The 21,062-nt window shown below is 63.8% G+C and carries 16 protein-coding genes; 4 read left to right on the top strand and 12 right to left on the bottom strand.

Annotated elements, in window-relative coordinates; translation table 11 throughout:
• Positions 1-212: 212 nt before the first annotated feature.
• The 7 genes from IVB31_RS00475 to IVB31_RS00445 all read right to left on the bottom strand — a co-directional run bounded on the left by IVB31_RS00475 (position 213) and on the right by IVB31_RS00445 (position 10,834).
• On the bottom strand, positions 213-2,918 hold the full coding sequence (locus IVB31_RS00475) for a nitrate reductase (RefSeq protein ID WP_247317306.1): 2,706 nt from the start codon (positions 2,916-2,918) through the stop codon (positions 213-215).
• A 14-nt stretch (positions 2,919-2,932) separates the two neighbouring features.
• Positions 2,933-4,150: an FAD-dependent oxidoreductase gene (locus tag IVB31_RS00470; RefSeq protein ID WP_346730843.1), complete on the bottom strand. Its 1,218-nt coding sequence runs from the start codon at positions 4,148-4,150 to the stop codon at positions 2,933-2,935.
• A 10-nt stretch (positions 4,151-4,160) separates the two neighbouring features.
• A complete protein-coding gene (locus IVB31_RS00465) occupies positions 4,161-4,589 on the bottom strand; it encodes a globin family protein (RefSeq protein ID WP_247317304.1) in 429 nt (142 codons plus the stop codon).
• A 178-nt stretch (positions 4,590-4,767) separates the two neighbouring features.
• The gene (locus IVB31_RS00460; protein ID WP_247317301.1) at positions 4,768-6,159 is read right to left on the bottom strand and encodes an MFS transporter; all 1,392 of its coding nucleotides are present in this window, start codon (positions 6,157-6,159) and stop codon (positions 4,768-4,770) included.
• Between the two features lie 326 nt (positions 6,160-6,485).
• Complete coding sequence (locus IVB31_RS00455; RefSeq protein WP_247317299.1) at positions 6,486-8,201, bottom strand: nitrate ABC transporter ATP-binding protein; 1,716 nt, start codon at positions 8,199-8,201, stop codon at positions 6,486-6,488.
• A gap of 9 nt (positions 8,202-8,210) precedes the next feature.
• On the bottom strand, positions 8,211-9,299 hold the full coding sequence (locus IVB31_RS00450) for an ABC transporter permease (protein WP_247317296.1): 1,089 nt from the start codon (positions 9,297-9,299) through the stop codon (positions 8,211-8,213).
• A gap of 80 nt (positions 9,300-9,379) precedes the next feature.
• Complete coding sequence (locus IVB31_RS00445) at positions 9,380-10,834, bottom strand: CmpA/NrtA family ABC transporter substrate-binding protein (RefSeq protein ID WP_247317294.1); 1,455 nt, start codon at positions 10,832-10,834, stop codon at positions 9,380-9,382.
• A 686-nt stretch (positions 10,835-11,520) separates the two neighbouring features.
• On the opposite strand from IVB31_RS00445, the gene IVB31_RS00440 reads away from it, so the two are divergent.
• Both IVB31_RS00440 and IVB31_RS00435 read left to right on the top strand, forming a co-directional pair.
• Positions 11,521-12,354 (top strand): formate/nitrite transporter family protein, encoded by an 834-nt coding sequence (locus IVB31_RS00440; RefSeq protein WP_247319317.1) that lies wholly within the window; start codon positions 11,521-11,523, stop codon positions 12,352-12,354.
• A gap of 66 nt (positions 12,355-12,420) precedes the next feature.
• The gene (locus tag IVB31_RS00435; RefSeq protein WP_247317291.1) at positions 12,421-14,151 is read left to right on the top strand and encodes a bifunctional protein-serine/threonine kinase/phosphatase; all 1,731 of its coding nucleotides are present in this window, start codon (positions 12,421-12,423) and stop codon (positions 14,149-14,151) included.
• Positions 14,152-14,182: 31 nt separating this feature from the next.
• On the opposite strand, the gene IVB31_RS00430 is transcribed toward IVB31_RS00435, so the two are convergent.
• The gene (locus IVB31_RS00430) at positions 14,183-14,842 is read right to left on the bottom strand and encodes an SDR family oxidoreductase (protein WP_247317290.1); all 660 of its coding nucleotides are present in this window, start codon (positions 14,840-14,842) and stop codon (positions 14,183-14,185) included.
• A 40-nt stretch (positions 14,843-14,882) separates the two neighbouring features.
• Positions 14,883-15,752 (bottom strand): NmrA/HSCARG family protein, encoded by an 870-nt coding sequence (locus tag IVB31_RS00425; RefSeq protein ID WP_247317288.1) that lies wholly within the window; start codon positions 15,750-15,752, stop codon positions 14,883-14,885.
• Between the two features lie 103 nt (positions 15,753-15,855).
• On the opposite strand from IVB31_RS00425, the gene IVB31_RS00420 reads away from it, so the two are divergent.
• Entirely contained in the window at positions 15,856-16,746 is an 891-nt protein-coding gene (locus IVB31_RS00420) for a LysR family transcriptional regulator (protein WP_247317286.1), read from the top strand.
• 24 nt (positions 16,747-16,770) lie between these two features.
• Here the strand turns inward: IVB31_RS00420 and IVB31_RS00415 are convergent, their stop codons facing one another.
• On the bottom strand, positions 16,771-17,688 hold the full coding sequence (locus IVB31_RS00415) for a dioxygenase (RefSeq protein WP_247317285.1): 918 nt from the start codon (positions 17,686-17,688) through the stop codon (positions 16,771-16,773).
• A gap of 174 nt (positions 17,689-17,862) precedes the next feature.
• Here IVB31_RS00415 and IVB31_RS00410 point away from each other — a divergent pair, with 174 nt between their 5' ends.
• Positions 17,863-19,137, top strand: a complete 1,275-nt coding sequence (locus IVB31_RS00410) for a serine hydrolase domain-containing protein (RefSeq protein WP_247317283.1) — start codon at positions 17,863-17,865, stop codon at positions 19,135-19,137.
• A gap of 49 nt (positions 19,138-19,186) precedes the next feature.
• Here the strand turns inward: IVB31_RS00410 and IVB31_RS00405 are convergent, their stop codons facing one another.
• Positions 19,187-20,506, bottom strand: coding sequence for a TRAP transporter large permease (locus IVB31_RS00405; protein ID WP_247317281.1), 1,320 nt, complete (start codon positions 20,504-20,506; stop codon positions 19,187-19,189).
• On the bottom strand, positions 20,503-21,018 hold the full coding sequence (locus tag IVB31_RS00400) for a TRAP transporter small permease (RefSeq protein WP_247317278.1): 516 nt from the start codon (positions 21,016-21,018) through the stop codon (positions 20,503-20,505). Before IVB31_RS00400 ends, IVB31_RS00405 begins: the two co-directional genes overlap by 4 nt.
• Between the last annotated feature and the right edge of the window lie 44 nt (positions 21,019-21,062).

The raw sequence follows: 21,062 nt of genomic DNA, 5'->3' as shown, positions 1-21,062 counted from the left end.
ACACCGTGCTTTAACAACACTAACCCGGGCTAATGGGTCCTGGCTTTCGCCAGGACGACGATAAGGAGATATCGCGCTTGGCTGCATCAACACCGAAGGACCTCGTAGCCCGGATGCAGCGAAGCGCAATCGGGGTTTCTCGCGAGGCGGCAGCGAGGTCCCGGATTTCGTTTCGCTGCATCCGGGCTACAAGAGGAGAAGAGGGAGGGTTTCTACCCCGCCGCGCCCGCGAGCTTGACCTGGTTCGCAGGCGCCACTTCCGTCGTCGCGATCAGGCGCTTCAGTTCGGGGATGCAGGAACCGCAATTGGTGCCGGCCTTGAGCTTTACGCCGATCTCGGCCGCCGTGCGCGCACCGGCGGCGATGGTCTCGCAGATGGTGCCGCGGCCGACGCCGAAGCAGGCGCAGACGATGGGGCCGGTCGCGGCGGCGCCTTCGCTGGATTTGCCGGAGAGCAGCATGCGGCGCTGCTCATCGGTGACGTGATCGGCGACGAACAGGCTCTTCACCACCTCCCAGTCGCCAGCATCATGCGCGGGGCCGACGAACAGGCAGGTCTCGATGCGGTCGCCCGCGAAAGACGCCGCACGATAGACCCCGCCGCCGAAGTCGCGGTAGTCGGCGACATCCTCGCCCGCGACGCCATCGAGCCAGGCCGGCCAGCGCGAAAGATCCGCATTGTCGGCGAAGAGATAGCCGAAGCCGCCGGCGACCGTGACGCGGGTCCACAGCAGGTTGGACGGCAGATCGAGCTGCTTGCGCGACAGCGCGAAGCCGCGGAAGACGTATTCATACGGCGCGATCGCGGCCGGCGTCGCCTTCGACTCCGGCTGCCCCGAGAACGGATCGGTGAAGGGAGCGACCAGCGCGCCGACGCGGCCGTGCGAGGCGTTCATCGCGCTCCAGTGGATCGGCGCGAACAGCGTGCCGCGCTGCTGCCGCTCGCTGACGGCCACCTTCAGGATGCACTGGCCGTGGTCGGTGGTGATGCGAGCAAAGCCACCGTGAGCGATGTTGTATTTGTTAGCGTCGTCGGGATGGATCTCGACGAAGGGCTCCGGCAGATGTGCGCCCAGCCGCTGGCTCAGGCCCGTGCGCGTCATGGTGTGCCACTGGTCGCGGATGCGCCCGGTGTTGAGCCGTAGCGGCCGCGACGGGCCGGTCTCGCCGCGCAACGCCGGCATTTCCGGCGCAATGAAACGGCCCTTGCCGTCATTGGTGAAGAAGCCGCCCTCGGCAAAGAACCGTTCGCCGGGCGCCTCGCCCTCGCGCGCGGGCCAAAGCACGGGCTTCAACGCATCGAAGGCTTCGTCGGACAGCCCGGTGAGCGCGCCGATGTCGAAATCACGGCTGCCATTGTTCTCGAAGGCCGAGAGCGCGGCATGCTCGCGGAAGATATCCGCGGCCGATTTGTAGTCAAAACTGTCGCCGAAGCCGAGGCGCTTGGCGGTCTCGCTCACGACCCACCAATCCGGCCGCGCTTCGCCCGGCGCCGGCAGGAACGCGCGCTGGCGCGAGATCCGGCGCTCGGAATTGGTGACGGTGCCCGACTTCTCGCCCCAGGCAAGCGCGGGCAAAAGCACATGCGGGCCCGCCTCGACCGTGTCGTTGGAGAGCACGTTCTCGGAGACCACGAATAGTTCGAGCTTCTTCAGCGCCTCGCGCACGAAGTCGGCGTCGGGCAGCGACACCACCGGGTTGGTGCCCATCACCCACAGCGCCTTGACCTCGCCGCGGTTGATCGCCTCGAACAGCTGTACCGCCTTCAGCCCCTCATGGGTGGCGATGCGCGGCGCCTTCCAGAACCGCCGCACGCGGTCGATGTCGGGCGGCGTGAAATTCATATGCGCGGCGAGCTGGTTGGCGAGGCCGCCGACCTCGCGGCCGCCCATCGCATTGGGCTGGCCCGTGAGCGAAAACGGCGAAGCGCCAAGCTTGCCGATACGCCCCGTGGCGAGGTGACAGTTGAGGATCGCGTTGACCTTGTCGGTGCCCTGCGCCGACTGGTTGACGCCCTGCGAATACAGCGTGACGACACGCGGCGTGTCGCGGAACATCTTGAAGAAGCTTGCGACGTCCTGCTCGGTGAGGCCGGTGGCAAGCGCGGTCGCGGTCGCGCTGCCGGCGATGCTGCGCGCACGCGCCAGCGCATCGTCGAATCCCGACGTGTTGCGCGCGATGTAGTCCCGGTCCAGTGCACCATTGTCGGCGAGATGGACGAACAGACCGGAGAACAACGCGGTGTCGGTGCCGGGCTTGAGGCCCAGGAACAGATCGACGTCGCCCGCCGTATCGGTGCGGCGCGGATCGATCACGATCATCCGCGCGCCGCGCTCCTGCCGGTTCTTGATCATGCGCTGGAACAGCACCGGATGGCACCAGGCCGCGTTCGAGCCGACGAAGACGAGCAAATCGGCCTGGTCGAGATCCTCGTAGCAGCCGGGCACGGTGTCGGCACCGAAGGCGCGGCGATGGCCGGCGACCGAGGACGACATGCACAACCGCGAATTGGTGTCGACATTGGCCGTGCCGACGAATCCCTTCATCAGCTTGTTGGCGACGTAATAGTCCTCGGTCAGGAGCTGGCCGGAGAGATAGAATGCAACCGCGTCGGCGCCGTCGCGCGCGACGATGTGCTGCATGCGGTGGGCGACGTGGTCGAGCGCATCGCTCCAGGCGACGCGTTCGAGCACGCCTTTGCAGCGGATCATCGGATAGAGCAGCCGGCTTTCCAGCCCGACGGTCTCGCCGAGCGCCGAGCCCTTCGAGCACAGCCGGCCGAAATTGGCGGGATGATCGGGATCGCCCGCGATTGCAGCAGCACCCTTGCCGTCGGGCGTTGCCAGCACGCCGCAGCCGACGCCGCAATAGGGGCAGGTCGTCTTGGTGGCGCGCAGCGTTGGATCGATCACCGTCATCTCGAGCCGCCCCGTCAAGCTGCCTTGGAAGGACGCGCGAGCGCGCGGCCGAACATCATGTCGGTGCGGATCGCCGCGACTTTCTCGCGATTGCGGATCAGCTCGAGATACCAGAGCGCATCGACGGTATCGCCGATCAGCACGGCGCCGGTGAGCCGGCCGTCGGCAATGACGAGCTTCTTGTAGGTGCCGCGCCTGCGGTCGGCGAGCACGAGGCTCTCGCTGCCCTCCCCGCCCATGAAGTCGCCGGCTGAAAACACGCTCACACCCGAGACCTTCAGATTGGTCGAGACCACGCTGCCCTGGTAGGAGGCGGGCCGGCCGGCGAGATGCCGCGCCAGCACCCGCGCCTGCTCGTAGGCCGGCTCGACCAGGCCATAGCAGGTGCCGCGATGCTCGGCGCATTCGCCGAGCGCGTAGATGTCGGGCGAGGCCGTCTGCATCTCGTCGTTGACGACGATGCCGCGGTTGACCGCGATGCCGGCGTCCCTGGCCAGCGCGATGTTGGGCCTGATGCCGGCGGCGAAGATCACGGCGTCGGCCTCGATGCGAGTGCCGTCGGCAAGCTCGACGGCTTCGACATGGTCCTCGCCATGGATGCATTTGGTGCTCGCGTTGAGCAGGATGCGGATGCCCTTGCGCTCGACCAGCGTCTTGAGCAGGTCGGCGGCCGGCAGATCGAGCTGGCGCTCCATCAGCCGGTCCATCAGATGCAGCAACGTCACCGGCGCGCCGGCCTTGGCCAGCCCGTAGGCCGCTTCAAGCCCGAGCAAGCCACCGCCGACCACGACGACGCGTTTCTTCGCCGCTGCCAGCGTCAGCAGCAGGTCGACGTCGCGGGTGTCGCGGAAGGTGTGCACGCCGGCGAGATCGGCGCCCGGCACGTTGAGCCGCAGCGGCGTCGAGCCGGTGGCGAGCACGAGCTTGGAATATTCCATGCTCTCTTCGCCCTCGATCTTGAGCTCGCGGCGGCCGACATCGACCTCGGTGACGCGATAGCCGTAGCGCACCGTAACGCCGCGATGGCGCCACCAATCGGCGGGCCTGAGCTCGATTTCGTGCGAGCCGGTCTCGCCGGCAAGCACGGACGAGAGCAGCACGCGGTTGTAAGCGAGCCGCGGCTCATCGCCGATAACGGCAACAGCGTAGCGGCCCAGCGCGAACTTGGCGAGCTCATCGACAAGCCGCGCGGCCGCCATACCGTTACCGACGATGACCAGCGGTTCACTCACAAGGCGTCTCCTATTCGGCGGCCTGCGACTGTGCGCCGTAGGCCTCGGAAATCATGTAGCCGGACAGCACGCCATAGGCGTCGGTCCAGGCCGTGGCGAGTTCGGGTGTCCAGGCCTCGCCAAGACCCTTCTCTAGGGTCCACAGCAAGGTCGCGCCGACCACGGGGTAGTGCTCGGCCTTGGCGCCATAGCCGACGTGCCGCTTCGCAAGCGCCGAGGCGGCGGGAAGAATCGAGTCCAGATTCGACAGGCCGCCGACGACGGCGGCGAGCATGCCCATCAGCTTCTTGCGCTGCTCGGTCATGTCCTCGGGAAACATCGCGCGCACGGACGGTGCGACCTCGAACAAGCGATCGTAGAACAGCACCGCGGCCGCTTCGGAAATCGGCGCGACCTTGGAAAAGCTCTGCTGGACGAGGGTGATCTGTTCGGGCGTCATGATGGTCTCCTGCCTGTTTCGGTTTGCCTTGGTGCGCGCCGTTGCGAACCAGGTTCATGGGTCAAACTGTCGGGCAATGCTTCTCCCCGCGTACGGGGAGAAGCGAGATTCGTACCACTCTCTATTTTTTGAGCATGATCTTGCCGGAAAACCGCTGCACACTTTTCCGGATCATGCTCTACACCCGCGCTCCGGCGAGGCTTGACGCGCCTTCACCCTGCGGGCTGCGACGCAGGTAGAACCACCAGGTCAAAGCGAGGCAGGACGCGTAGAAGCCGAGATAGATCGCGAGCGCGAGCGACGGCCCGCCGGTCATGGCGATGGACTTGCCAAAACCGCTCGGGATCAGATAGCCGCCGACGGCGCCGACCGCGCCGATGAAGCCGACCGCCGCACCGCTCTCGATGCTCGCCGTCTTCAGGGCAGCCGCGCGCGCCGCATCGCCCTTGCCGCGGACCTTGAACAGGTTCTGCTCGCGGAAGATCGAGGGGATCATGCGGTAGGTCGAGCCGTTGCCGATGCCTGTGGTCACGAACAGGATCAGGAACATCACGAGGAAGCCGATGAAATCCTTGTGCCCGACGAAGTAGAGCACGCCGACCGTAGCTGCCGCCATCGCCATGAAGTTCCAGAAGGTGAGGATGGAGCCGCCGATCTTGTCGGCAAGCAAGCCGCCAAGCGGCCGCGACAGCGAGCCGACCAGCGGTCCGAGGAACGCGATCGCAATCGTAACCTGCGGAAACTGCGTCTTGATCAGCAGCGGAAACGCAGCCGAGTAACCGATGAAGGATCCGAACGTGCCGATATAGAGATACGCCATGATCCAGGTGTGCTTGCGCTTGACGATGGCAAGCTGGTTCTTGATCGACGACTTGGCCGTGGTGAGGTTGTTCATGAAGAACACCGCGCCGAACACCGCGATTGCGATCGGCAGCACCCACATCAGGCCGGCGTTTTGCAGATACACGCCGCCGACGGGGTTTGCCTGGAACAGATTGATGACCGCGAGCGTCATCAGGATCGGGGTCAGCAGCTGCACGCTGGAGACGCCGATATTGCCGCCGGCCGCGTTCAGCCCCAGCGCCCATCCCTTCATCCTGTCGGGGAAGAAGAACGAGATGTTGGTCATGCTGGAGGCGAAATTGCCGCCGCCGAGACCTGCGGTCGAGGCGATCAGCAGCATCAGCCAGAACGGTGTGTCGGGCTGGCCGACAAAATAGGCGAGCGACAGCGTCGGAATGAACAGGATCGCCGCACTGAAGATGGTCCAGTTGCGACCGCCGAAGGTCGTGACCGCGAAGGTGTAGGGAAAGCGCATCAATGCGCCAATCAGCCCCGGCACCGCCACGAGCTGGAACAGCTCGTCGGTGGAGTAGTGGAAGCCCGCCTGCGGCAGCTTGGTCGCAACGATGCTCCAGATCAGCCACACCGAGAAGCCGATATGTTCGGCCACGATCGACCAGATCAGATTGCGCCGGGCGATCACTTTACCGCCTGCATTCCAGAACGCCTCGTCTTCGGGGCGCCAGTCAGAAATCCAAGTTGATTTCGGAGTCGGATCCGTCGTCATTGCTAATCCCTTCTTTGCTCACCGCTGCGTCGTTGCAGGCTCAGCCTCCAGGCAAGGAGGCGCGCGCCGAGGCCAAGCCCCGGTGGCGAGTTCACGATGCTGATTGATGATGTTGAGGGACGTCGTCGTTGGCGTCGCAACTGGTGTTTCAATTTCCGTGCCAGTTGCGCGCGATCTAGAAATACAGGGAATTCAGAGGCTTGTTGAATCGGCCCGAAATTTTCGCAGACCATTTTCGCATGCAAATTTTGCGATTCGCTCAATCCTTGTGCGGCGCACAAGGATTGAGCTTGATGCAAAGGATTTAAGCGCGCATGCGATTGCGCTCACGCGGCTTCCGGATTGGCCGCGGGCGTCGCCGGCGCCTTGGGTGCGGCTCCATGCTCGTAGGCTTCGAGAAAGTCGAGCAACTCGCGACGATATCGGTAGTAATTGGGATGCTCGAGCAGAGCCTTCCGCGTGCGCGGTCGCGGAATGTCGACCTCCATGATGTGACCGATCCGGGCGTTGGGCCCATTGGTCATCATCACCACCCGATCCGCAAGCAGGATCGCCTCGTCAACATCATGGGTCACGCACATCGCCGTCACCTGCGTGCGCTTCCAAACTTCCATCAGCACCTCCTGGAGATCCCAGCGGGTGAGGCTGTCGAGCATGCCGAACGGCTCGTCCAGCAGCAACAGTTTTGGCGACAGCGCAAAGGCGCGCGCGATGCCGACGCGCTGGCGCATGCCGTTCGACATCGCCGCGGCCGGCTTGTCGAATGAGTCCGCGAGTCCGACCCGCTCGAGATAATAGTCGACGATCTGGTCGCGCTGCCGCCGCGTGGCGTGCGGATAGACACGGTCGACACCGAGCGCGACGTTCTCGCGTGCCGTGAGCCAGGGAAACAGCGATGGCGCCTGGAATACGACCGCACGGTCGGGACCGGCCGTCGTCACCTCCCGGCCGTCAAGAATGATGCCCCCGAGCGAGACCTCGTTGAGACCTGCGGTCATCGACAGCACCGTCGACTTGCCGCAGCCGGAATGACCGATCACCGAGATGAACTCGCCTTTGCGGACCTTGAGATCGAAGTTCTCCACGATGGTCAGCGGACCCGTCGGCGTCGGGTAGACCTTCGAGAGCTGGGAGAATTCGAGATAACGATCGGTGTTGAAGGTCACCGCGGTGGCAGCCTTCTGGTAGGCTGGCGGCGGTTTCTCCATCTGCGTGATGGACACAACGTTGGGCAGCGTGCGGACCGTCGCGTCCGCGTGGGCCGAGCGCTCGTTCACGACGTCCATGAGATAGCCGGTGACGGCCTGCCGCAACCGCTTGAAATGCGTATCCTCGTTAATCGAGGATCGGTCGCGCGGCCGCGGGAGGTCCACCGTGAACTGCTGGCCCAGCGTGGCGTTCGGGCCTGGCAACAACGGAATGATGCGATCAGCGAGCAGAATCGCCTCGTCGACGTCGTTGGTAACCATCACCACCGTGCGCTTGTCGCGCGACCAGATGTCGACGATCTCGTCCTGCAGTTTGGCGCGCGTCAGCGCGTCGAGCGCCGACAGCGGCTCGTCAAGCAGCAGGATCTCCGGACTCGTGGCAAGCGCGCGGGCAACGGCGACGCGCTGGCGCATGCCGCCGGACAGCTCGGCCGGCAGGCGGGTTGCCGCATGCGACAATCCGACCATGTCGATGTAGCGCTCGACGCGCGCGGTGCGCTGGGCTTTGCTTTCGCGGGCAAACACCTGATCGACGGCAAGTGCAACATTGCCGCGCACGGTGAGCCACGGCATCAGGGAGTAGGACTGGAACACGATGCCACGGTCCGGTCCGGGCCCCGTCACCGGTTTGCCCTTGAGCGTGATCTCGCCGGCATCCGGCTGCACCAGCCCGGCGATCGCCGAGATCAGCGTCGTCTTTCCGCTGCCCGAGAAACCCACGATGGCGATGAACTCGCCCTCGTTGACCTCCAGATCGACGTTCGACAGCACGCTCGTGCGCTGGGCGCCGGTACCGTAGCTCTTGCAAAGTCCCTTCAGCGACAGGAACGACATCAGGGCTCCTCAACGCTGGCTGGAAAAGGTGAAGGCGGACTGGAGCGCGTACATCACGCGATCAAGCAGGAAGCCGATGATGCCGATGGTCAGCACGGCCACGATGATCCGTGCCAGCGACTGCGACGAGCCGTTCTGAAATTCATCCCAGACGAATTTTCCAAGGCCCGGATTCTGCGCCAGCATCTCGGCTGCGATCAGCACCATCCAGCCGACACCGAGGGACAGCCTCAACCCGGTGAAGATCAGCGGCAGCGAGCTCGGCAGAACCAGCTTGGTGACGGTGCGCCATGTCGGAAGCTGCAGCACGCGCCCGACATTGAGGAGGTCCTTGTCGATCGAGGCCACCCCGAGAGCCGTGTTGATCAGCGTCGGCCATAGCGAGCACAGCGTCACCGTGATGGCGGAGATGACCAGCGACTTCGGCAGCAACTCCGACGGATTCACATAAAGCGCCGATACCACCATGGTCACGATCGGCAGCCACGCCAGCGGCGACACCGGCTTGAATATCTGGATCAGCGGGTTGAGAGCACCGTTCATGGTCCTGGAGAGGCCGCAGAGGATACCGAGCGGCACCGCGACGAGCGTCGCCACGACGAAGCCGAGTGCCACCGTCACGAGGCTGGTCAGGATCTGGTCGAAATACGTGGGCTTGCCGGCATAGCCGCGATGCCGCACATCCTCGGGATGACCGTCGGCTGTCAACTTGGCATTGCGCGCATCCTGACGCTCGTAGAAGGCCGCCCGCTTGGCGCGCTCGGCGAGGTGGTCGGCGTAGAGGTTTCCGGCCTGGGTCCAGACCGCGGCGGGACCCGGGATCGCGCCGAGCGACGTCTTGACCCGCGGCGCAGCCCAGGTCCATGCCAACAGGAAGACGCCGATGCCGATCAGCGGCACCAGCAATCCCTGACGCAGTTCCTTCAACTGGGGCTTGACGCTGTCACCGGCCGCGATGCGGGCCAGCGGCGCGAGCCATCCCAGTCCGAGGATGTTAAGATAGATCGCCGTTCCGTTGATGCGTGCGAACACTCGCTCCCGGCGGGCGCGCTTGCGGTCCTCCGCGCTGAGGTCGATGTAGTCGGTAACCACTGCCATAGCCTTGTTCCTTGGCGTTCATCGCCCGGCTTAGAGTGAGGAGGCCGGGCCGGCCTGACGGCGGCCGGGCTCGTTCCGCGTCAGCCGTCGATGACCTTGGCGCCATCGATCTTCTGCTTGCTCTTGAGACCGATCTTCAGGCTGTCGATGTAGGCGTTCGGCTTGCGACCGTCGTAGGTGACCCCGTCGATGAATTCGGAGGTCGGCGCGCGGTAGCCGTCCGTCTCCCAGGGGAAATCCTCCTTCTTCGCCTTGCCGTCGGCGACCAGGAGCTTTGCCGCGGAAAGATAGATGTCAGGGCGGTACACGCTCTTGGCCGTTGCCGCGTACCAGGCATCGTCCCTGGCCTCCTCGATCTGCCCCCAGCGGCGCATCTGGGTCAGATACCAGACGGCGTCGGAATAGTAGGGATAGGTTGCGAAGTAGCGGAAGAACACATTGAAGTCGGGAATGGAGCGCTTGTCGCCCTTCTCGTACTCGAAAGTGCCGGTCATCGAGTTGGCGATGACCGCCTTGTCAGCCCCGACATATTCGGGCTTCGACAATAGCTCGACCGCCTTCGTCCGGTTGGCGTTGGCGTTCTCGTCCAGCCATATCGCGGCGCGGATCAGCGCCTTGGTCAAGGCAAGCACCGTATTCGGATTCTTCTCGGCGAAAGCCGCCGTGATGCCGAACACCTTCTCCGGATTGTTCTTCCATATCTCATAGTCGGTGATCACGGGCACACCGATGCCCTTGAACACGGCGGCCTGGTTCCAGGGCTCGCCGACACAGTAGCCGTTGATGGTGCCGGCTTCGAGCGTCGCCGGCATCTGCGGCGGCGGCGTCACCGACAGCAGTGCTTCGGCCGCGACCGTTCCGGTCACGTCGCCGGATGAATAGTAGCCGGGATTGATGCCCCCCGACGCAAGCCAGTAGCGCAGCTCGTAGTTGTGGGTCGAGACCGGGAAGACCATGCCCATCTTGAAGGACTTGCCGTCCGCCTTCATCTTGTCGATCGCCGGCCGCAATGTATCGGCCTTGATCGGATGAATGAGCTTGCCGCTCGCATCCTTCGGAATATTCGGCTTCATCATTGCGAAGATTTCGTTCGACACCGTGATCGCATTGCCGTTCAAGTCCATTGAGAACGGCGTGATGATGTGCGCCTTGGTGCCGAAGCCGATCGTCGCGGCGAGCGGCTGGCCGGCAAGCATGTGCGCGCCGTCGAGTTCGCCGCCGATGACGCGATCGAGCAGAACCTTCCAGTTCGCCTGCGCCTCCAGCGTGACGAACAAACCTTCGTCCTCGAAGTACCCGTTCTCCTTTGCGACTGCGAGTGGCGCCATGTCCGTGAGCTTGATGAAGCCGAACTTCAGCTCTTCCTTCTCGGGCTTGAGTGCGGCGGCGCGGACTCGACCAGGAACGATCGCAAACGCCGCAGCGGCGGTACCTGCAGCGAGGAACGTGCGGCGGTCGAAGGGCGCAGGCGCATTCGCGCCAGCTCCATCGGAGTGTCGGCCGCCGCGCGAGGACTGATCAGTTGTTTTCGTCATTGAATGTGATGATCCTTTGTGACCGGAGCAGCCATCCGCGCATGCCGGCCACAAGACGCGCACGGCGGCGCGTCTCCGGAGATCCCGGATGGCGGAAGGCACAATTCGGATGGAGATCTTCGAGGGACGGCATCGATGGCGTCAGCCCTTGCCAAACAAGAACCGTGCCAGATCGCCAATTTCCATAATACATCACGAAAACAAGGGATTGCACCGGAACCGAATTTGGTGCGGAAGCCAAAGACGCTCTCAAATCTGGCGAGCCGCCCAGTCTTTGTGCGTCGCACAATAATTAGGCAAGGCCATTCCCATTGCATCGAGCGGCTGACCGCTCAAAGCGCCGCTCAGCCCCGGAAGACCCACAAATGCGGCCTCAATCGCCCGTTGGGCGGCTGAGATGCCACTTCCTATTCTGTGGCACGTGGATTGCTTTTGAAGTCATCACTCAGTCAACGACGACTGCGGTTCACCGAAATGTTGAGGCCCGCAAAGGCCGAAACTCGGGGAGAGCAATTTTGCTTCGCTGAGCCCATTGGGCGCAGTCGTCGTTACGCGATCCCATGCGAGATTTCGAATTCCTTTGGCCCGTACGTTCCCGGTTCGCCGGTACGCGCGAGGCAGTGTCCTGACAACGGCACCGTCCGAAACCGCCGCGCTATCTTTTCACACGAGCAAAAGGAAACATGATGTCGTATCTCGCGCCTTCGGAATTCGTCACCAAAATGGTCGACGCGGGTGAATCCAAGATCTTCATGTCCACCCGGGATACCATCATCCGCGCGTACATGGCCGGCGCGATCCTGGCACTCGCGGCCTGGTTCGCCGTCACGATCAACGTGAATACCGGCCAGCCGATCATCGGCGCGCTGCTGTTTCCGGTCGGATTCTCCATGCTCTATCTCCTGGGCTTCGACCTCCTGACCGGCGTGTTCGTGCTAGCGCCGCTGGCCCTGATCGACAAACGTCCGGGCGTCACGCTCGGCGGCGTTCTGCGCAACTGGGGCCTGGTCTTCGTCGGCAACTTCGCGGGCGCGCTCACAGTCGCCTTCATGATGGCCTTCGTCACGACATTCGGCTTCACGCAGGATCCGGACAAGGTGGGCACGGCCATCGGAAATATCGGTGAGGGCCGCACGCTCGGCTACGCTGCGCACGGCGCAGCCGGCATGGCGACGCTGTTCATCCGCGGCATGCTCTGCAACTGGATGGTCTCCACGGGCGTCGTCGGCGCCATGATCTCCACGTCCGTTCCCGGCAAGGTCATCGCGATGTGGATGCCGATCCTGGTGTTCTTCTACATGGTGTTCGAGCATTCCGTCGTGAACATGTTCCTGTTTCCGTCGGGTCTGATGCTGCATGCGAAATTCTCGATCATGGATTATTTGATCTGGAACGAGATTCCGACCGTGCTCGGCAACCTCGTCGGCGGCCTCGCCTTCACCGGCTTGACCCTCTATGCCACGCATGTGCTCACGAAGCCGAAGCGCGAGCCGGTTGCGAAAAGCCGCGCCGCGGCCTGATCAATTCATGCTCAACAAGGGAGCCTCGCCTGTTAAGGTGAGGCTCCCTTTGTATTGGTGGCGAGGATGAGCGGCGGGCTGCAAATTTCGATCGGGCAGCACTCCGACAAGGGGCGCAAGCCGGTCAATCAGGATTTTCACGGCGTCCTCATTCCGGCGGAGCCGCTGTTGAGCCTGAAGGGGATGGCCGCCGTGCTGGCCGACGGCATCTCGAGCAGTACGGTGAGCCAGATCGCCAGCGAGTCGGCGGTCAAGAGCTTCCTGATGGACTATTACTGCACGTCGGAAACCTGGACGGTGAAGACGTCCGCCCGCCGTGTGCTGGAAGCCACCAATTCCTGGCTGCACGCGCAGACGCGGAAGAGCCAATTCGCCTATGACCGCGACAAGGGCTACGTCTGCACCCTGACCGCGATGGTCATCAAGGCGACCACCGCGCACATCTTCCATGTCGGTGACTGCCGCGTCTATCGCGTCGCCGGCAAGGCGCTCGAGCAGCTGACCGACGACCACCGGATCATCGTCTCGTCGGAGCAGACCTATCTCGGCCGCGCGCTCGGCATCAATCCGCAGCTCGAGATCGACTACCAGGCGTTCGAGATCGAGGCTGGCGATACCTTCATCCTGGCAACCGACGGCGCCTACGAATTCGTCGATCCCCGTTTCGTCACCAGCGCGCTCGGCGAACATGCAGGCGAGCTCGACGGAGCGGCGAAGGCGATCGTCGAGGAAGCATACCGGCGCGGCAGCGACGACAACATCACCGTCCAGATCCTCCGCATCGATGCGGTGCCGCAGCGGGACCCCGCCGGCATCTTCAACCGGACCTCCGAACTGCCGCTTCCGGCGCTGCCGGAGCCGCGAGCGATGTTCGACGGCTACAGGATCGTCCGGGAGATCCACGGCAGCAGCCGCAGTCATATCTACCTTGCCGTCGATGCGGAGACCGACGCGCCGGTCGCGCTCAAGCTGCCGTCGATCGACCTGCGCGACGATGCCGCCTATCGCAAGCGCTTCCTGATGGAGGAATGGATCGCGCGCCGGATCGACAGCCCGCACGTGCTGAAGCCGCTGTCACAGTCGAGACGGCGCAGCTACCTCTACGTTGCGACCGAGTTCATCGAAGGGCAGACCCTGACGCAGTGGATGACCGACAATCCGCGCCCCGATCTCGAAACCGTCCGCGGACTGGTCGAGCAGATCGCCGCGGGCCTGCGCGCTTTCCACCGCATGGAGATGCTGCATCAGGATCTGAGGCCCGACAACATCCTGATCGACAAGACCGGCACGGCGAAAATCATCGACTTCGGATCGGTCAGGGTGGCCGGCGTGACCGAGGCCGCGCCGCAGGACGAGACCGGCGACATCCTGGGAACGGTCCAGTATACGGCGCCGGAGTATTTTCTCGGGCAAGGCGGCTCGCCGCGCTCCGATATGTTTTCGCTCGCCGTGATTTGCTACCAGATGCTCACCGGAAAGCTTCCCTACGGCAGCCAAATCGCCAGGATCCGGCAAAAGGCCGACGTGCGGAGGCTCAAATATCGCCCGGCCGACGGCGACCACAACGTGCCTGTGTGGGTCGATGGCGCACTCAGGCGCGCGCTCCATCCGGATCCCTACAAGCGGCACGAGGATCTGTCCGAGTTCGTCTACGAACTTCGCACGCCCAACCCGGCCTATCTCGACACGCGGATCACGCCGCTCCTGGAGCGCAGCCCGCTGATGTTCTGGAAGCTGACCTCGGCGGCGCTCGCCTGCGCGGTCGTCGTGCTGCTGGCGCTGCTGCACGCGCGCTGATCGAGAGTGAAGCCTCGCAAAGGCGCGGAGGTCACCACGTGATCAGTGGAGAACGATGCAGCCACGTATCCGCGCGCACCTGGTCCAGGACGAATCTCGCCACGTCTTTCCGCGATATGGTTCCGCCATGGAAGCCCGCGAGATCGGTGAGCGCTTTGACGGCGCCGCGGCCGGGCTTGTCGTTCAGCACCGAAGGGCGAACGAGAACCCAATCGAGCCCGCTGTCTCTGACGACAGCCTCCTGCCGGTTCTTGTCGGCATATACTTTGCGCAGGAGCAGCGGGAAGATCAGCTTGTCGAAAAGAAAGCCGCCGTGCCCGGCACTGTCACCAGCTCCCATCCCGGTGATGCAAACCAGACGCGAGACCTGCTCGGCTTTCATCGCGCTCACAAGCGCGCGTGATGCCGCCGAGAGCAGCGTCACCTCGCGGAAGGGGCTCGCCGGTGTGCCGAGCGCGCTGACGACGGCGTCGCGGCCTTTGAGCGCCTGCCGCAAGGCGGTCTCGTCGCGAGCGTCACCGATGACGAGCTTCGCCCCCTTCAGGTTGCTCGCCTTCCCGGCTGAACGCACAAGCACCGTGACGTCGTACCCTCGCGCCACGGCCTGGCTGACGATCAGGCGGCCGGTGGGGCCGGTCGCCCCAAGGACCAGGATGTTCGGCGGGGCAGTGGTGGCAGTCGAATAGGTCATGATGGAATTCCTTGTTGGTGGCCCGGTGATGCCGCTGCCGTCAGGCAGCGGTCGTGATCTCGGAGACCAAGTCGCGATAGGAGCGCAGGGGACGGCCGAGCAGCGCGGTCAGGCGCTCGACATCGCCGGCCTCGGGGACCATTCCTTCGGTGAGGAAACGCTCGCTCATCAGCCGCATGTCGAAAGCCATCCAGCTCGGCATGAACTGCCTGAGGTTCTTCTCGAAGCCGGCAGTGTCGTCGCCGGGATAGGCGATCGTGCGACCCAGCACCTCGGACCAGACGGCTGCGGCTGTCGCACCGGTCAGCGTATCGGGACCGACGAGATTGATCCGTGCAAGCGGAAGCGGCGCTGCGGCCCGCTCGCGGCGAATGAGCTCGATTGCCGCGATCTCACCGATGTCGCGCGCGTCGATCATGGCCAGCCCCTTGCTGCCGATCGGCATCGGGTAGATGCCGTATCCGGTCACCACGTCCTTGATCGTGAGATCGTTGTTCATGAAGTAAGCCGGGCGCAGGATGGTGGCGTTGAAGCCCATCTGCTCGATCATCCGCTCGACGCCGAACTTGCCCGCAAAGTGCGGCACGTTCACGTAGCGATCGCTATGGATCACCGAGAGGTAAACGATCCGCTCGACGCCCGCCTCGCGAGCCAAATTGAGCGCGATCAGCGCCTGGGTGAATTCATCGGGAACGACGGCGTTGAGCAGGAACAGGGTGGAGACGCCCGCGAACGCGCCGCGCAGCGAATCGACATCGAGCAGGTCGCCCTGCACGACGGTGACGCCTGCCGGAAGGTTTGCCTTCGCGGGATCGCGTGCGAGCGCGCGGACATCGGCGCCGCGCTTGACGAGCTGTTCGACAACTTGGCGGCCAACGGCGCCGGTTGCGCCGGTAACGAGGATGGTCATGGGATCACTCCGGGTTGGGGTCAGAAGACACCTCGGAAATTAGTGATCCACATGCGAGCCGATAGACGCTATATTTGGACATACCGTCTCATTGGTGGAACAGATGGATTTGCTTGCCCTCGCCGACTTCAATCTCGTCGCCCGTCACGGAGGGTTCGGAAAGGCCGCCCGCGCAGCGGGACGTCCAAAAGCGACCTTGTCCCGGCGCGTGTCCGAGCTTGAAAGCAGCCTCGATTTGCGTCTCTTCGAGCGCGGCGGACGCACGCTCAAGCTCACCCAGGAAGGACGAACGCTCTACGAGCGGACGGGAGCGCTTCTTACCGAGCTGGACGAGACGGCGGCAGCAATCGCCTCGGGCGGCGACAAGCCAAAAGGCAGGTTACGGATCAGCGCTCCAATGCTCTTTTCGCAAACTGCGATGGGCCGGCTCGCGGCCGGCTTCGCGCTCAGGCATCCCCAAGTCCGGCTCGAGGTCACGACGGATGATCGGCATGTCGACATGATCGAGGAAGGTTTTGACCTCGTGATCCGGGTCAATCCCGACCCGGATGAAAGCCTGGTCGGACGCATCTTTTTGCGTGACCGGTTGGTGGTCGTAGCCAGCCCCACGCTGAAACGGCCGAAGAACGACCTCACCGTGCCGGCTATCGTGCGCGGAACGGGCGACGAGGCTGCGGCGTGGGACATCAGGCGACCAAGCGGCACGTCGCGTATCGCCGTCGATCCGGTGCTTCGTCTATCATCGCTCATGATGGTTCGCGACGCGGTTCGAGCCGGCGTCGGCGCTGCACGGCTGCCTCTGTCGCTCGTCAGTCACGATCTGGCCGCCGGCACGCTGGTCCGCTGGGGCGATGTCGGATCCGACATCGCACTATGGACGCTCTACCCATCGCGGCGATTGCTGAGTGCGCGCGTGTCCGCCTTTCTCGATTATCTGAAGGAAGCCTTCCCGAAGGGAACGCCCGACGAGCTCGCGGCCTACATCGCGGGATGACCATACATCCCGAGATACCGAGCCTCACGCCGGCTCCTCGCTCTTCACCCCCAGCGGTTTCGGCGCCATGCCGCCGCCCCGCTTGAGGTGGAATTCGTAACTCATCAAATGCCACCGGCCGTTCGCCCTGCTGCCATCAGGCATCGCCGGATCGTTGCGCGCCTCGACCTTGGCGACGAGCTCGTCCTTGACCCCGAACACCACGTCGGAATCGAGATATTTGTCGCCATCCATGAAGACGTGGGTGATCAGCGGCTCGTAGCCCTTGGCATTGACCAGGAAGTGCACATGCGCCGGCCGCATCGGATGACGGTGGGTCTGCATGATCATCTCGCCGACCGGTCCGTCTGTCGGGATCGGATAGCTGCACGGCAAAATAGTGCGGAAGAAGAAGCGGCCGTCGGCATCGGTGATGAAGCGCGCCCGTGCCGAGGCGCCGACCTCGTCATAGTTCGGCTTCTGTGAATCGTAGAAGCCATCGTCATCGGCATGCCAGACGTCGACGGGGACGTTTGCAAGCGGCTTGCCCGCGAGGTCGGTGACGCGGCTCTGCACGAACATCCGCTCGCCGGTTTGATTGTTCGGAGAGATGTCAGTGCCGTGCGCCGTCACCTTGTGCTCGCCGACATAGAACGGCCCGAGCACGGTGGTCTGGGTGGCGCCCTCGCGCTCACGGTGATTGACCGCGTCGACCAGCATGGAGACGCCGAGCACGTCGGACAGGAGGATGAATTCCTGCCGGGTGTCCGTGCATTTCTGGCCGGTGCGGGTCAGGAAATCGATGGCGTAGTCCCATTCCTCGAAGGTGAGACCGGTCTTGCTCACGTAATCGTGCAGCGACTTCACCAATTCCTGGAGCAGGAATTTCGCGCGCGGGTTCGGCGTTCTGTCGAAGCTGCCGACGACGGCCTCGGTGAGTTCGGTCTCGTTGAACTGGGTCATGGTGCGTTTGCCTGCGATTTTCTCGTTGGCCCCATGAAGGGGCCTTGGGGCTCCTTGGAGGCGTTCCAAGGTGGGAGCCTACACCAGTCGGCCGGGTCGCGTTAAGCCGGACCGGCTTGGAATGAGGCCACCATTTCGGCTATCAACCTTCCGAGAAACTGCCCGGAGGAACCAATGCTCGCCCCTACCCCCGCCTCACCCGAATCCGTCGGCATATCCAAGGCCGCACTCGACCGTATCGATGCGCATCTGAAGGGCCGGTACATCGATGCCCGCCGCTTCCCGGGCACGCACCTCATGGTCTATCGCCGCGGCAAGATCGCCCACAGCTCCGTTCAGGGCTTTGCCGACGTCGAGCGCAAGCTGCCGGTCAAGGACGACACCATCTACCGCATCTACTCCATGACCAAGCCGCTCACCAGCGTCGCCTTCATGATGCTGGTCGAGCAAGGCCTCGTCGCGATCGACGAGCCTGTCGCCAAATACATTCCGGCATGGAAGGATCTCGGCGTGTTCGTCGCCGGCACCGCGCCATCCTTCCTGACCCGTCCGCCGTCGCGGCCGATGCTGATCGTCGACCTCCTGCGCCACACCTCCGGCCTGACTTACGGCTTCCAGCAGCGCTCGAACGTCGATGCCGCCTACCGCGCTGAAAAGATCGGCGAGGTCGAGAAGTCAGGCACGCTCCAGACCATGATCGAGAGCCTCGCGAAAATTCCGCTGGAGTTCTCGCCGGGCGAGGCCTGGAACTACTCGGTTTCGACCGACGTGCTCGGCTACCTCGTCGGCAAGATCTCCGGCATGTCGTTCGAGCAGTTCCTTAAAACACGCATCCTCGATCCGCTCGGCATGACCGACACTGATTTCCATGTGCCGGCGTCCAAGGCCCACCGGTTCGCCGCCTGTTACTCTGCCGATCCGGGCGGCGGCATGACCTTCCATGCCGGCCAGCGGCGCGAGGGCCTGACCCTCCAGGACGATCCGGCGACGAGCTCGTTCCTCGTCCCGCCCTCCTTCATCTCGGGCGGCGGCGGCTTGTGCTCGACCGTTGCCGACTATCTCACGTTCTGCCGTGCGCTGCTCAATGGCGGCGAGCTCGGCGGCGTCAGGCTGATCGGCCCGAAGACCCTGGCGCTGATGACGGCCAACCACATTCCGGGTGGACGCGCGCTGCCGGAAGTGTCCCGCTCGCTGTTTGCGGAAGCCGCCTACAACGGCATCGGCTTCGGCCTCGGCTTCGCAGTGACCATGCGCCCGGCCGAGACGCTGGTCGCCGGCAGCCCCGGTGAATACAATTGGGGCGGCGCGGCCACCACCTCGTTCTGGATCGACCCGGCCGAGGAGCTGATCACCATCTTCATGACGCAGGTGCTGCCGTCGAGCGCCTACCCGATCCGGCGCGAGCTGCGCAGCATGGTTTACGCCGCGATCACCGAGAGCAATCTCTGAGAAAAATGCACCGATCCCGCGGCATCAGAGCCGCGGGATCAAGCTTCGCTCATTTCAGCATCTCCGGCACGATCAGGCGCGGCAGGAACAGGGAAACGCTGGGCCAAATGATGAGCGCCGCCAGCACGAGCAGCATGGGGATCAGCATGATCACCGTGTCCTTCAGCGCATAGCGCAGCCGCACCCCTGCGATCGAACAGGCGATCATCAAGCACAAGCCATAAGGCGGCGTCACCAATCCGAAGGCGAGCGAGACGATCGAGATGATCGCAAACTGCACCGGATGAAGGTCCACCGATTTCGCCAGCGGTTCGAGAACGGTGCCGACGATGATGATCGCCGGAATGGCGTCGAGGAAGCAGCCCACCACCAGAAAGCAGAACGCGATGAAGAAGCCGGCCCCGATCGCGCCCATGCCCCAGGTCGAGACGTTGGCCAGCAGCTCCTGCGGGATCCTGTAATAAGCCAGCAGCCAGCCGAACGCGCTGGCGGTGCCCACGCAGAACAGCGCGACGCCCGCGAGACGGCCGGTGTCGAGCAAAGCCTTGTAGAGTTCGCGCGCGCCGGTTTCACGGTAAAAGAATGTCGATAGCGCTACGGAATAAAGCACCGCGACGCAGGCGGATTCGGTCGCGGTGAACCACCCCAGCAGGATGCCGCCGACAATGATGAAGGGCGTCATCAGCGCCGGTATCGAGCGCCAGATGGCGCAGCACATCTCCCTCCAGGTGTCCTTCGGATAGGTCGGGTAACCTCGTCGCACGGCATAGATATGCACTGTCGCCATCTGCGCTCCGGCGATCAGCAATCCCGGCACGATGCCCGCGAGATACATCGCGGCGATCGAGGTCGAGATCAGTCCACCCCACACGATCATCAGGATCGAGGGCGGGATGATGACGGCGAGCACGGCCGAAACCGCGGTGATCGCGATGGAGAACGAGAGGTCGTAGCCCTCCTTGGTCTGGGCATCGATGAAGATCTTGGACTGGCTCGCCGCGTCCGCGGTGGAGGAGCCGGAGATGCCGGCAAAGAACACCGACAGCACGACGTTGATCTGCGCCAGCGACCCTGGCCAGTGCCCGACCATCGAGCGCGACAGCGCCACCAGCCGGTCGGTGATGCCGCCGATGCTCATCAAATTGGCGGTGAGCAGGAAGAACGGCACCGCCAGCAGGATGAACGAATTGTAGGCATTGAAGGTTTCCTGCGCGAGCGCCATCAGCGACAGATGCGGCTCGATCAGCAGGATCGGCACGCAGGCAAGGCCAAGCGCGAAGGCGACCGGCACGCGTATGATGAGCAGGCCAACGAAAGTCCCGAACAGGACCATCGCAGCCTGTCCGGCAGAAAGAATATTGCCGCTCATTGATTTGCCCCAACCAGAATCCGTATCTCGTCGATAATCTGTTCACCGGCGAACACGATCCAGGTCACGCCGGCAACCGGCCAGGCGACGTGGATCAGCCAAAGCGGCAGATCGGCCAGCTCCGACGTTCTGTTCCAGGCAAAGCGGGTGAACTCGATGCCAGCGGATACGAACACCAGCGCCAGCGCCAGCACGCCGAGCCGCGCGAGAATCCGCACCAAGGCTTCGCTTCGGCGTGACAGGTCAGGCCAGACGTCGACTTCAAAATGCTGCGACTCTCTGATGCCGACCATGGCACCGATCATGATCGTCCAGATGAACATGAACCGTGCCATTTCCTCGGTCCAGATGTAGGACGGAATCAAGGGCGTGTAGCGCGAGATGATCTGCAACGTGACGGGAATGACCAGAAGGCCGACAGAGGCGGCGAGCAGGATTTCCAGCAGTTTTGCATAGGCCGCCGTTGCTCGGCGCCATAGCGACGGGTTCGGTGGCATCGATATTTCGGTCATTACGACTCCGGGGGATCACGATCACGGAACGGGGCAAGCCGTCC

Source organism: Bradyrhizobium sp. 21 (assembly GCF_023073335.1).
Classification (GTDB): domain Bacteria; phylum Pseudomonadota; class Alphaproteobacteria; order Rhizobiales; family Xanthobacteraceae; genus Bradyrhizobium.
Note: the sequence above shows the minus strand (reverse complement) of the source record. Positions and strands in the feature narration are given on the sequence as shown.